Source organism: Roseibium sp., assembly GCF_965233565.1.
In the GTDB taxonomy this organism is placed as follows: Bacteria; Pseudomonadota; Alphaproteobacteria; order Rhizobiales; family Stappiaceae; genus Roseibium.
The window spans coordinates 3,156,846-3,169,813 of sequence record NZ_OZ247494.1 but is presented as its reverse complement, the minus strand read 5'-3'; the positions used below and the strand labels follow the sequence as shown (position 1 = coordinate 3,169,813).

Annotated in this window: 10 protein-coding genes; 5 read left to right on the top strand and 5 right to left on the bottom strand. The window is 58.7% G+C overall.

Going from position 1 to position 12,968, the window contains the following annotated elements:
• Positions 1-18 precede the first annotated feature (18 nt).
• The 4 genes from argH (at position 19) to ACO6TG_RS14580 (ending at position 5,832) form a co-directional block, all read left to right on the top strand.
• Positions 19-1,404, top strand: coding sequence for an argininosuccinate lyase (gene argH, locus ACO6TG_RS14595; protein WP_422373870.1), 1,386 nt, complete (start codon positions 19-21; stop codon positions 1,402-1,404).
• A gap of 113 nt (positions 1,405-1,517) precedes the next feature.
• Positions 1,518-1,730, top strand: coding sequence for a lipoprotein (locus ACO6TG_RS14590; RefSeq protein WP_422373869.1), 213 nt, complete (start codon positions 1,518-1,520; stop codon positions 1,728-1,730).
• 112 nt (positions 1,731-1,842) lie between these two features.
• Complete coding sequence (lysA, locus tag ACO6TG_RS14585) at positions 1,843-3,117, top strand: diaminopimelate decarboxylase (RefSeq protein ID WP_422373868.1); 1,275 nt, start codon at positions 1,843-1,845, stop codon at positions 3,115-3,117.
• Positions 3,118-3,255: 138 nt separating this feature from the next.
• Positions 3,256-5,832, top strand: a complete 2,577-nt coding sequence (locus ACO6TG_RS14580) for a TIGR02302 family protein (protein WP_422373867.1) — start codon at positions 3,256-3,258, stop codon at positions 5,830-5,832.
• Positions 5,833-5,891: 59 nt separating this feature from the next.
• Here the strand turns inward: ACO6TG_RS14580 and ACO6TG_RS14575 are convergent, their stop codons facing one another.
• The 5 genes from ACO6TG_RS14575 to ACO6TG_RS14555 form a co-directional block, all read right to left on the bottom strand.
• The gene (locus ACO6TG_RS14575; RefSeq protein WP_422373866.1) at positions 5,892-7,793 is read right to left on the bottom strand and encodes a MacB family efflux pump subunit; all 1,902 of its coding nucleotides are present in this window, start codon (positions 7,791-7,793) and stop codon (positions 5,892-5,894) included.
• A 107-nt stretch (positions 7,794-7,900) separates the two neighbouring features.
• The gene (locus tag ACO6TG_RS14570) at positions 7,901-9,064 is read right to left on the bottom strand and encodes an efflux RND transporter periplasmic adaptor subunit (RefSeq protein ID WP_422373865.1); all 1,164 of its coding nucleotides are present in this window, start codon (positions 9,062-9,064) and stop codon (positions 7,901-7,903) included.
• Between the two features lie 1,112 nt (positions 9,065-10,176).
• On the bottom strand, positions 10,177-10,572 hold the full coding sequence (locus tag ACO6TG_RS14565) for a response regulator (RefSeq protein WP_094073017.1): 396 nt from the start codon (positions 10,570-10,572) through the stop codon (positions 10,177-10,179).
• 2 nt (positions 10,573-10,574) lie between these two features.
• Positions 10,575-11,138, bottom strand: coding sequence for a hypoxanthine phosphoribosyltransferase (gene hpt / locus ACO6TG_RS14560; protein WP_422373864.1), 564 nt, complete (start codon positions 11,136-11,138; stop codon positions 10,575-10,577).
• A 2-nt stretch (positions 11,139-11,140) separates the two neighbouring features.
• Entirely contained in the window at positions 11,141-12,076 is a 936-nt protein-coding gene (locus ACO6TG_RS14555) for a zinc-ribbon domain-containing protein (protein WP_422373863.1), read from the bottom strand.
• A 230-nt stretch (positions 12,077-12,306) separates the two neighbouring features.
• On the opposite strand from ACO6TG_RS14555, the gene ftsE reads away from it, so the two are divergent.
• Entirely contained in the window at positions 12,307-12,966 is a 660-nt protein-coding gene (ftsE, locus tag ACO6TG_RS14550; RefSeq protein ID WP_094073014.1) for a cell division ATP-binding protein FtsE, read from the top strand.
• Positions 12,967-12,968 lie beyond the last annotated feature (2 nt).

Below are 12,968 nucleotides of genomic sequence, written 5' to 3'. Positions count from 1 at the left end.
CCTTCTAAGGGACAGGACATGAGCAATCGCATGTGGGGAGGCCGGTTCGCCGAGGGACCGGACGCCATCATGGAGGAGATCAACGCCTCCATCGACTACGACCGGAAGCTATATAGGCAGGACATCGACGGCTCGAAAGCCCATGTGCGCATGCTCGCGGAAAAAGACATTGTGACGCGGGACGATGCCGACAAGATCGTTCAAGGTCTAGACACAATCCTGTCAGAGATCGACGGCGGCACCTTCACCTTCTCCCGGGCGCTGGAAGACATTCACATGAATGTGGAAGCGCGTCTTGCCGAGCTGATCGGCCCGGCCGCCGGCCGGCTGCACACGGCGCGTTCGCGCAATGACCAGGTGGCGACCGATTTCCGCCTCTGGGTGCGCGACACGCTCGACACGCTGGATGCGCAGCTGAGCGAGCTGATGCAGGTGCTTGCCGAAAAGGCTGAGACCCATGCCTCCGTTGTCATGCCGGGCTTCACCCATCTGCAATCGGCACAGCCGGTGACATTCGGCCACCATCTGCTGGCCTATGTCGAGATGTTCGCGCGCGACCGTGGCCGGGTGCGCGACGCACGCAAGCGCATGAATGAATGCCCGCTCGGCGCCGCCGCCCTTGCCGGAACGTCCTTTCCGATCGATCGCAAGATGACCGCCGAAGCTCTTGGCTTCGACCGGCCGTCGGCCAACTCGCTCGATGCCGTGTCGGACCGGGACTTCGTGATCGAGGCACTGGCCGCGGCGTCGCTGACAGCCATGCACCTGTCCCGTCTCGCCGAAGAAATCGTGATCTGGTGTTCGGCCCAGTTTGGCTTCGTCAAGCTGTCCGACAAGTTTTCGACCGGTTCATCCATCATGCCGCAGAAGAAGAACCCGGATGCCGCGGAGCTTGTCCGCGCAAAATCCGGACGGATCTACGGGTCGCTGCAGGCGCTGCTGGTGATGATGAAGGGTCTGCCGCTGGCCTATTCCAAGGACATGCAGGAAGACAAGGAACAGGCCTTTGACGGTCTGGCCAGCATTTCCCTGGCGCTTGCCGCAATGACCGGCATGGTGCGGGACCTGGAGCCTGTGGTCAAAGCCATGAAAAAGGCCGCAGGCTCGGGCTATTCCACCGCGACGGATCTGGCAGACTGGCTGGTGCGGGTGCTCGGATTGCCGTTCCGCGACGCGCACCATGTGACCGGCCGGATCGTTGCGATCGCCGTGGAGCGCAACGTCGAGCTGCACAAGGTCCCATTGGAAGACATGCAGGCGGTCGAGCCGAAAATCACCGAAGAAATCTTTTCGGTCCTGTCGGTCGACAAGTCCGTGCGCAGCCGCACCAGCTATGGCGGCACGTCGCCGGTCAATGTGCGCAAACAGGCACGCCGCTGGCTGAAGGACCTGGCAAAGGCCTGAGGCAATCGCCTTGGCCCTTGCCGAATGCGCCGTCACATGCGAGGACAATGCGCAGATAATGTAATTGCAGTCCGCCCTGAACCGGGGCGGGCCAACAGGTTCAAAAGGGCAAGATGGCGATGACAACCCGGCTCAAATCCCTGGCTTTGATCGGACTTTGCCTGAGTGTCACCCTTGCGGGCTGTGGCCGGAAGGGCGGGCTTGACGATCCGAGCGCACCGCCGGCGCAGGAAGGCACCGCGGTTGACCCTGCTGTTGCCGCGCAGGTTGAACCGGCGCCGCCGCAAAACAACAAGTCCTTTCCGTTGGACTTCCTGATCCAGTAACTACCCGGCACTCACAGCCAATTGGCTGCGCCGACACCTTAATACCGATCCGAACCGTTTCGTTTCTTCTCATGAGGAAACACGGGACGATCCAGCTGCATGGGGGCGTTCCTTGCATCATTTTGACTATCGAGACGGTGCCCTTTTTGCCGAAGACGTGGCGATCGAAGAGATTGCGCGGGCGGTCGGCACCCCGTTCTACTGTTATTCGACGGCCACGCTGACCCGCCATTTCGAGGTGTTCTCCTCAGCGTTCGACGATATCCCGACGCTTGTCTGCTATGCCATGAAGGCCAATTCCAATCAGGCGGTTCTGAAGACGCTCGCGCGGCTGGGTGCCGGCATGGACGTGGTTTCGGAAGGTGAATTGCGCCGGGCGCGTGCTGCCGGGGTACCAGCTGACAAGATTGTCTTTTCCGGAGTTGGCAAAACGGAAGCTGAACAGGCCTACGCGCTGGAAGAAGACATCCTGTGCTTCAACGTGGAATCCGAGCCGGAACTGAGGCAGCTGTCGCGTGTCGCCAGCGCCATGGGCAAGACGGCGCGCGTGTCGATGCGCATCAATCCGGATGTCGATGCAAAGACCCATGCCAAGATCGCGACCGGCAAGGCTGAAAACAAGTTCGGCATTCCCTGGCAGCGCGCGCGGGAGGTCTATGCCGAGGCGGCGGCGCTGCCGGGCATCAAGGTCACCGGGATCGACATGCATATCGGGTCCCAGATCACGGAACTGGAACCCTTCGACAATGCGTTTTCGCGCCTGGGCGACCTGATCGCGGACCTGAGATCCCAGGGGCATGCGATCGACCATGTCGATCTGGGCGGCGGACTGGGCATTCCCTATGTCACCGACAACAACCCGCCACCACATCCGGATGCCTATGCCGAGGTGGTGAAGAAGCATGTGCGCGAGCTGGACTGCAAGGTGATGTTCGAGCCGGGCCGGATGATTGCCGGAAATGCCGGCATCCTGGTAACCGAGGTCATCTATGTGAAAGAAGGCGCCGACAAGAATTTCGTGATTGTCGATGCGGCCATGAACGATCTCATCCGGCCGACGCTCTACGAAGCTTATCATGAGGTTCGCCCGGTCAGCGAACCAGGCGCGGAAACGGCGCGAATCAAGGCGGATATCGTCGGGCCCGTGTGCGAAACCGGCGATTTCCTGGCTCAGGACCGGGATATGCCCAAGGTAATGGCCGGTGACATGCTGGCGGTCTATTCAGCCGGCGCTTATGGGGCCGTGCAGGCAAGCACCTATAATTCCCGCCTTTTGATCCCGGAAGTGCTGGTAAATGCTGATCAATTCGCGATTGTTCGTCCCAGGACAGATTTTGACGAGCTGATCGCTCTCGACCGGATTCCGGACTGGCTCAACGGTTCGTGACACAATCTTCCGGCAATTAGTTGAACCGACAACTTGCCGGATGGCCTCCAATGCCTCACCTTAGTCTGGGTGGGCAGGTCCTGTGGGCTGCAAATCTTCATTGAGCGGCAGCCCCCGGGATAAAATCCGGAGGTGCCATTGAGCCCGACTGACAGCAACCGAGATCCCGTTCGGCCACAGTCTCCAGAACCTTACGGCTGGCGGGCCTTCATCAAGGCGCGTCTCGACCGGCTCGTCCGGCAGAGCCGCTGGGCGCTGTTCGTGGAGCGGCTCTGGCGGGCCGTCCTGCCAATCCTCGTGGTTATCGGCCTGTTTGTCGGTCTGTCCTGGCTCGGTCTCTGGCTTGTCCTGCCGGCCTGGGCCGGTCCACTGGGCCTTGTCCTGTTTGCCGGATTTGCGGTTTATGCGGCGCGCGACCTTCTGCACCTCAGATGGCCGTCGCGCGGTGACGCCCTTGGCCGGGTGGAGCAGTCGTCCGGGCAGGCGCACCGCCCTCTGACGGCGCTGGAAGACGATCTGTCCATCGGCGCAAACAATACGGATAGCCAGGCCATCTGGGCCCTGCACCAGCGCCGGACCGCAGAAGCCGTAGCCACCATCCGCTCCAAGGCGCCTGATCCGCAGGCTTTTCGCCGTGATCCGTTTGCCCTTCGGGTTCTTGCAGCCTGCCTGATCGTGATCGGTTTTTCTGTGTCGGGCGGGGACCGTGTTGGCAGACTCACCTCCGCGTTTCAGAACCCGTTCAAGACCGTTGAACCGCCAACCCGGCTCGATGCCTGGGTCACACCGCCGCTCTACACAAGCGAACCGCCCGTCTATCTGACCGGCGAAAGCGCGCAATTGCGGGAGCCGGGCGCACCGGTCTCCGTGCCCGAAGGATCCATTCTGGTGGTCAGAAGCCAGGGCGCACCCAATCTGGCGATGACCTTTGCCAGAGCCGATGACGCCGAGCCCAGCCTGATCGAACCGCAGGCATTGCCTGAGGCAACGGATCCCGAGCTTGCCAAGTTATTGCCGGTCGAGCGGCGGCTTGAACTGGAAACAACCGGTGTTGTGGAACTCCTGAATGGCGAAGATCAGCTGCTCAGCTTTGTGTTCGCCGTACGGCCGGACGACGCACCGGACATCCGGCTGACGGACGACCCGGAAGAACAGCTCAGCGGGGCCTTGAAGTTCTCCTATCTCGTCAAGGACGACTATGGCGTCGTGGCGGCAGAGGCGCGGATCACGCCGCTGCCCAATCCGGACCATGGCGACCGCGTGCCCCGCCCTCTTGTGGAGGCGCCGCAATTCCCCCTGTCTCTGCCACCGCGTGCGGGAACCGCCAAGACGGCGGAAACGATCCGCGATCTGACATCGCATCCCTGGGCGGGCTCCGAAGTCGATCTCACGCTGACTGCCCGCGATCAGGCCGGTCAGGAAGGTCTTTCTCCCGCTTACCGGATCACGCTGCCTCAGCGCCGCTTCGGCAAGCCGCTGGCGCGGGCCGTGGTCGAACAGCGCCGCAACCTGGCGCTTGATGCCCAGAACCATGCCCAGGTGATCACGGCGCTGGATGCCCTGATGCTGGCGCCGCAGACGTTCAACTTCAAACCGCGCAACTATCTGGGCATGCGGTTTGCCTATGGTGAGCTGATCCGGGCCGAAAGCGATGAAGACCTGAAGGCGATGCTGCCGCTTCTCTGGGATCTGGCGCTTTCCATCGAGGACGGTGATCTGTCGGCGGCGGAGCGGAAGCTGAGAGAAGCCCAGGAAGCCTTGCGCAAGGCGCTGGAAGAAGGGGCAAGCGACGAGGAAATCGCCAAGCTGACCCAGCAGCTGCGCGAAGCGTTGAACGAATATATGCAGGCCCTTGCGGAGCAGATGCGCCAGAACCCGCAGGCCATGCAGCCCTTTGACGGCAATCAGCAGACGCTCAACCAGCAGGATCTCAGCGAGATGCTGGACCGGATCGAGGAACTGGCACGGACCGGTTCCCGCGATGCCGCGCGCGAATTGCTGGCCCAGATGCAGCAGATGCTGGAAAACCTGCAGGCCGGACGGCCGCAGATGATGCCAAACGGCATGTCCAGCGAGATGATGGAAATGCTCAACCAGCTGGGCGAGATGATCCAACGCCAGCAGCAGCTGATGGATGATACGCACAGCTTCAACCAGGACCAGCAGCAACAGCGGCGAGGCCAGCAGCAACAGCAGCAGGGCCAAGGGCAGCAACAGCAAATGACCCAGGAGCAGCTGGAACAGATGCTTGAGCAGCTGCAGCAGGGCCAGGGCAACCTGGCGCAACAGCTGCAGGAGCTGATGGAGCAGCTGAACCAGAACGGCATGGGCCAGAACCAGGCGCTTGGCGAGGCCGGTGAATCGATGGGCGAGGCCCAGCAATCGCTCGGCGAAGGTCAGGGCCAGCAGGCACTTGGCCAACAGGGCGATGCGCTGGACGCGCTGCGGCGGGGTGCCCAAGGCCTCACCGAGCAGATGATGGGCCAGGGGGAAGGCATGGGATCACCGCAGGGGCCCTCTCCCATGGACGAAGACCCTCTAGGCCGCCCGCGGCGCACGGAGGGGCCGGACTTCAACAACCGGGTGCAGATCCCGGACGAGATCGACGTTCAGCGGGCACGGCGCATTCTGGAAGAGCTGCGCCGGCGGTTCTCCGACCCTTCCCGGCCGCAACTTGAACTGGATTATCTGGAACGTCTGCTCAAGCGGTATTAAGGACCAGCCGCATATTCCGGCACCGGTTCTTGTCTGCGTTCGCGCTTCACAGGTGCGCGTTAGCCGTTTGCCAGGGCGGTCACCGGGTTGAGCCGCGAGGCATTGCGGGCTGGAACGTAGCCGAAAACGACACCGATCGCTGCTGAACACCCAACGGCCAGAACGAAGGAAGCCGGTGAATAGATCAGGCTGAGATCTGCCGACAAGGCGTTGAAGGCAGACCCGCAGGCCAGCGCCAGCACAACGCCGGATACCCCACCCACCAGGCAAATCAGCATGGCTTCGATGAGAAACTGTCGCTGAATATCTGACTTGCGGGCACCGACGGCGATGCGCACACCAATCTCCGTCACGCGTTCGGAAACCGAAACCAGCATGATATTCATGACCCCAATGCCACCCACAATGAGCGAGATGACGGCAATCGAAGCTGTCAGAAACGCCATGGTCCCCGAAGTTTTTGTGATTGTTTTGCGGATGTGGTCGGTATTCAGGATGAAGAAGTCTTTCTTGCCATGGCGACCGGTCAAGAATTTCGTTACGAGTTCTTGTGCAAGCCCAGTGTCGAATGAAGCGGATACCTGAAGGGTTATGCTCCGCAAGGTTTTTGTGCCGAGAAATCGGGTCTGGACGGTGGTATAGGGCATATAGAGAACAAGACTCTGTCCATCGCCAAAACCTGTTGCAGCGGATTCCACGACGCCAATCACTCTTACGGGGACGTCCTCGACCAGGATGATTTTACCAATGGGACTGTCCAGCGGATCCGGAAAGAGCGTGGCACGTGCCTTGTTGTCAATGACCACGTCCTGTGCGCGCGCAGCCACGCTGTCAGCGCCGAAGCGCTGCCCTTCTCGGAGCACGGCTCCCTTTACGGCGAAAAACTGCTCGTTGACGCCGCTAACCTGGGCATTTGCTTCGATCGAGCCGTAGCGCGTTGTCGCACTGGTCGAAACGGTGGGTGTCGCTGCGGCGATAAAGGGAAGTTTTGCCAACGCCCTGGCATCGGAGACGGATAACGTCGTGATCTTGGCTGATCGGGTGTCTCCGAAACCGGTGCCGGCAAATATTTCCAGTGTATTGGTTCCAAGGCTGGAGATGTCCGCCAGAACACTTTGCTGAGTGCCGCGACCAAGTGCGACGGCGCACACCACGGCGGCAATGCCGATGATGACGCCCAGCATTGTGAGGAAGGAGCGAAGCTTGTGGGCGGCTATTGCCAACAGGGCCATACGGACGGCTTCCGTCATTGTCGCTGTGTTTTTCCGGACGGACTGGCGAAGAGGAGAAGGCGGCGGCCTGGTCTCGTGCTCAACTTTGGCCGGTTTGCTCCTGCTCGCACTGCGGTCGCTCACAAGTTTGCCGTCTCGAATTTCAACAATGCGTCCGGCATGGGCGGCAACTTGTCTGTCATGCGTGACGATCACGATGGTGCGCCCTTCAGCATTCAATTCCTGAAGAATATTCAGAACAGTTTCGCCATTCTGGGTGTCGAGAGCACCAGTTGGTTCGTCGGCCAGCAGGATCGTGGCGTCATTCATCAATGCACGTGCGATGGACACCCGTTGCTGTTCGCCTCCGGACAACGTTCCCGGACGGTGTCCGGCACGGTCGGGCAGATCCAGACGCCTCAGCAGCGCCTGCGCCCGTAATTTGCGCTCTGTCGCTCTTGCACCGCCATAGACGGCAGCTATCTCCACGTTTGCGAGCGTATCCAGCATTCCAAGCAGGTGGTAGCGTTGAAACACAAATCCGAAGCACCTGTTGCGCAGACTGGCCAGTTGGTCGGGTTCGAAGGTGGCGACCTGCCGACCCTCCAGAAGATAATCCCCCGAAGTGGCCTCATCGAGACAGCCGATGATGTTCAGCAAGGTTGACTTGCCTGAACCGGACGGGCCGACAATCGCAACGAATTCTCCCTGTTGAATTGTCAGGTCAATGCCGTCGAGAGCCAAGATCATTCGACCGCCGACGGCATGCTGGCGCCGGATTCCGGTCAACTGAATAAGGGGGTCTGTCACAGATCACCTTCTTTGAAATCCGGCCTGACAGGCTTTCGGACAGGGCGTTAAAAGTGTGGTGGGCGATGCAGCGTTCCGACCAGGATTCGGTCGCCGGCCTCAAGTCCGGACCTAACTTCGGCGTTGATCTTGTCATTTAGTCCGATCTGAACCTGACGGATGGTCTGGTGACCGTCCGACGACACGACGGGGAGCGCATAGGTCCCGTCGCGGGCTCTATGACCGAGCACCGAGGATGGAACCGTCAAAACGTCTTCCATCCGCTCGAGCACAATATGTACTTCGGCGGTCATATAGGTGCGCAACCGTCCGTGCGGGTTCTTAACCCTGAAGGTTCCGGAGTAATAGATCGCCGACGTTGACTGGCTGCCTGAAGAGGCGTTTGCAGAGGAAAACGATCCGTCTGTCTTGATCGATTCAGGTGCTGGATCAATGGACTCCAGGACCGCATCGTAGCGCTCCTCAGGAGCACCGGTCACGGAAAAATGGACTGGCATACCGGGGTGCACGCGCGTCACATCCGCTTCGGAAATCGTCGTGCGGACGATCATTTCGTCCAACTGACCAAGGATGGCAATGGTGGGCGCGGATTGCGCAGCGTTGACCGTTTGTCCCTCCTGGCTCACGATTGACAGGACTGTTCCGTCGATCGGAGCAATGATTTTCGTGAAATCCAGATCTGCCTTTGCTGATTCGACTGCAAGTTCAGCTTCCGTGACCTGCGCGTCCAGTTGTTTGAGCTGAGCCTTGGCCATGGCGACTTCCGCAACCGCGTTGTCGTAATCCGCCCTGGAAACAGAGTGTTTTGCATACATGGCTTCCTGGCGGGTCAGATCCTGTTGCTTCAGGTCCAGCGCAACGGATTTTTCGAGCCGCTGTGCCTCCACAAAGTCGAGGGCTGCCCGAGACTTCTTCAGTGCATGAAGCTTGGTGACGGAGTCTATTTTGGCAATGAGGTCGCCTTGCTTCACCACGTCACCCGGGCTCACCAGTACCGCGGTGATACGGCCTGAAACCTGGGCGCCAACGGCGACAAGCCGCGCGGGGCGCAGTGTTCCAGAGGCAAGGACGGATAGTTCTAGGTCACCGCGTTTCACAGCATAGCTGACGGCCGGCGTGTGCCCGGACGCCTTGCCGAAGCTCCAATAGCTGAAGCCGGCTACCAAGGCTGCTCCGACAATGGCTCCCAACAAACCTGTCTTTGCTTTCATCTGGTTTTTCTTTCCGGCAGAAATACTGTTTTTCAAGGCAATGGCAATTTTAAATTGCAGCCTTCAAAATCTCAAAGAAAAGCAGTGTTCGCGTATCTGGAATTTGGTCTCGATGGAGGTGTTAAGCCGGAAAGCGTCCCGTGTAAGACGCTATCCGGCTTCTGTAAGACAGAACCTTTTTGGTTGATCAAGGTCATATATCAAATATATGGAGTTGGTTTTGCGTCACTGACTGTCAGAATCAATGTGAGGAAGGTCACATTGAGTATATAAGTTCGAAGAAGTCAATGTAAGATCCGGCTGATTGCTTCTATTCCCGATAAAGGAACACAATTCTGAAACAGAATCGTTGGAGTCTTTGGTGTTGAACTCCAATCGCTTTGTGAGTTCAACTGGTACTTTATTCAGGAAGTCCGGGTTAGATTTGTTCAGGTTGGAAACATGACACACATACCCGCATTCGCTACAGGATGCCATACAACCGTTCACGCAACCTTCAACGTCCGGAGCACCCAGGCAGGCGCCAACGCAGTAAACATTACAAGGAATCCGATTTTGAGCGAATGAAGGCGTTATAGTTATTGTAGAAAAAGCTGCAGCAGAAATAATAGAATAGAAAATAGCCTTATTCATACTTTGCCCCTATCAGTATTGTCACAATTTTCAGTGTTGTTATTACAGAGTTATCTCAGGAGAATCTGAAATGCAACCTTTTGGGGCAAAAAAGTTGATTCTATGATTCATATTATAATTTTTACTAGCTAAATCAATCTGTTAAGATATCGCAAAACGTGTTTCCAGGGTGGGTTTCGCATTTGGCGGGCTGCAGAAAAGCCCGTTTACCGCAACATCAAATCGACGAAGGGGGTGACGGGAGGCGCGCTCGAGCAGGTCTGTCAGGCCTTGGTCCTCCAAAGGATTGCTCGTACCGAGCCATTGGCATCAGGACCCGGTAGATTGATCGAAATTGAGCGCCAAAAGGCAATGAGCCGTGAGGAAAGGCAAAAAAGCGGGCGGTGTGTTCATTCCGGCCCAGCACCCAGGACGCGTGAAGAGCACAAAAAACCCCGCCGGAGCGGGGTTGAAACGGATTTAGGCAAATGGCGGCGCCATCACGCGTAGCGGCGTGTTTCCTGCACCGTTTCACCGGAGATCGCCTGGCGGACAACCTTGCGGATGTCAGCCAGGGAAAACGGCTTGGTGATGACATCGTGCACCAGCGAATCGAGCCCGTTGGCCCGTTCGCGCTGGTCGGCAAAGCCGGTCATCATCAGGATGGGCATTTGCGGAAAATCGCGCGCCGTATGAAGAGCAAGTGCAATACCGTCCATCACGGGCATCTTGATATCCGTCAGCAGGAGGTCATAGCCGCCCTTGTCCCTGTTCAGGATCTCGACGGCTTCGCCGCCGTCTTCCGCCGCTTCGACGGTGTGCCCGTCCAGCTCCAGGGCGCGCTTTACAAAGCTGCGGACAGCCTCATCATCTTCGGTAAGAAGAATGCGAGCCATGCTCACTCTCCTGTTTTGCCGTCTGCCGCTCCCTCCTCGGGCACGACAACGTATCCAATATAGGGCAGCTGCCTCCAAGCGTGGCCCATATCCATACCATATCCGACGACAAACTTATCAGGACAGGCGAAACCGACATAATCGGCAGATATGGCAGCTTTGCGGCGCTCGGGCTTATCCAGCAAGGCGGCAACCTTGACGGACCGGGCGCCCCGGTTTTTCAGCCGCTCCTTGGCAAAGGACAAGGTTCGACCGGATTCCAGGATATCATCCACCAAAATAATATCGCGGTCGTTAACGTCACTTTCAACATCGCGCAAAATCCGGATGGTATCAGAACCTTCCGTGCCAGCACCGTAGGAGGACAGGTGCATGAACTCCATTTCGGGCTGTAGCCCCGCACGGTGCATGGCGCGCACGAGGTCCGCTGCAAAGATGAAGCTGCCTTTCAGGACAGCGACCACCAGAAGGTTCTGTGGCCTGCCTTCGGCAATTTCCTCTGCAAGCGCGCCGACGCGCTGCGAGATGGCGTCTTCATCAAAGAGGGTGTGAATATGTGAGGTCATGGTTACTCGAGAACTATCTGCCGTTTGCCGCGTTCAACAAAACGGACCTGGATATCGGAAGCACTGGCTGGTGGGTCGGCTAATATCGTCCTGAACCGGGTCTCGTCCAGTGCATTCAGGGATTTTGTGCGCGGTTCCACGGTCCAGGCATAGACTTCCTGATGGTCGGCGCTGCGGATCGACAGGCGAACGGCAGGCACAACGTTCCGTTCTTCCAGCAGATTGCGGATCGAGCCCTCGACGACCAGCACCCTCTTGCCGTCTTCCACTTCCGTGAACGTCCGGAGATTGCGGAATTCAAGCCCACGCAGATTGACATCAAACCCGATCATCTGAAATAGGCTCGCAAGATCCGGGGACTGCTTGACCACATTGTCCCGCATCGCGACGAAGAACACGCAGACGGCAAGTGCGGCACCAAAAAGGGCGATGCCGCCGAGACGGCGATAGTTGCGCCGGAAAAGCCATCTCAGAACAGCACCGATATGGTCTCTTCGAAACTTGTCAGGGTTGACGATGATTTTTGGTCGTTTGGCGCTGGATTCAATATCGACCGGCCCGTCATCGTCGTCAGGCGCCTCGTCCTTCAGGTCGGCGGCGTATTTGTCTTCATCCTGACTGGCGCGGGAGGTTGCCGGTTCCGGCTGGAAATCGGCAGGGTCCTCGTCGTCCGGCGGCGCGTCGTCGGGTTCACCAGCAGTGTCTTCCTCGGCATCAGCTGCCCAGTCTGCTTCGTCCTTGCCGGGATCATCGGTGCCGGTATCCGCGGCGTTGTCGTCGCTGTCGGCACCAAGATCGACGTCGCCCTTTTCGTCATCCTCCGGGGAAACGAACCAGCGGTTGCCGCATTTGGCGCATTTCACGCTGCGGCCTTCCGCGCCGACGGCCTCTGCCTTGATTTCGTAGGACGTACTGCAGTCCGGACATTTGATCTTCATGCGCGAAGACCTTTCGTCATGGCATGCTCAAAGGGGCCTGACAGGTCCCTTGGGAGCGAAATTCGGCACGAAACTCTGGACAAGAACCAGCATTTTTCATGTCGGACTTTCGGCCCACCTGGGTCAGGACCTATTAATATCACTCTAATGGACCTTTATATGATTAATGCACCGTTAACGGCGAGGCTATAGAGCGAGACGCGAACCGGTCCATCAACAGGAGTATTTTTGTGATCCGCTTTGAGAATGTCGGATTGAGATATGGCATGGGGCCGGAAATCCTGCGCGACCTCAGTTTCGAGATCGAGCCGCAGTCCTTTCAGTTCCTGACCGGGCCGTCGGGTGCCGGGAAAACCAGCCTGATCCGGCTGCTGTTCATGTCTCTGCAGCCGACGCGCGGATTGATCAAGGTGTTCAATCGTGACCTCAGCGTGATCGGCAAACAGGAGCTGCCCAAGCTCCGTCGCAAGATCGGCGTGGTGTTTCAGGATTTTCGGCTGCTGGATCATCTGACAACCTATGAAAATGTCGCCCTGCCGCTGAGGGTGGTCGGCAAGGATGAATCCGAATATCGCTCCGACGTGATCGACCTTCTGAAATGGGTCGGGCTCGGCGACCGGATGCATGTCCTGCCGCCGGTTCTCTCCGGTGGTGAGAAGCAACGGGCGGCAATTGCGCGCGCGCTGATCACCCGTCCGGAGGTGCTCCTGGCTGACGAGCCGACCGGCAATGTCGACCCGCCTCTCGCTCGTCGCCTGTTGCGCCTGTTCATTGAATTGAACAAACTCGGCACCTCCGTTGTCATCGCGACCCACGACATCGCGCTGCTGGAACAGGTGGACGCCCGCCGCATGGTGCTCGCGGACGGTCGCCTCTCAATTTTCGATTAGGC

Excerpts from the sequence above, each read along its gene's own strand:
- argH (WP_422373870.1), top strand. The coding sequence starts at position 19 with ATGAGCAATCGCATGTGGGGAGGCCGGTTCGCCGAGGGACCGGACGCC.
- ACO6TG_RS14590 (WP_422373869.1), top strand. The coding sequence starts at position 1,518 with ATGGCGATGACAACCCGGCTCAAATCCCTGGCTTTGATCGGACTTTGC.
- ACO6TG_RS14575 (WP_422373866.1), bottom strand. The coding sequence starts at position 7,793 with ATGATCTTGGCTCTCGACGGCATTGACCTGACAATTCAACAGGGAGAA.
- ACO6TG_RS14570 (WP_422373865.1), bottom strand. The coding sequence starts at position 9,064 with ATGAAAGCAAAGACAGGTTTGTTGGGAGCCATTGTCGGAGCAGCCTTG.
- ACO6TG_RS14565 (WP_094073017.1), bottom strand. The coding sequence starts at position 10,572 with ATGGCTCGCATTCTTCTTACCGAAGATGATGAGGCTGTCCGCAGCTTT.
- hpt (WP_422373864.1), bottom strand. The coding sequence starts at position 11,138 with ATGACCTCACATATTCACACCCTCTTTGATGAAGACGCCATCTCGCAG.
- ACO6TG_RS14555 (WP_422373863.1), bottom strand. The coding sequence starts at position 12,076 with ATGAAGATCAAATGTCCGGACTGCAGTACGTCCTACGAAATCAAGGCA.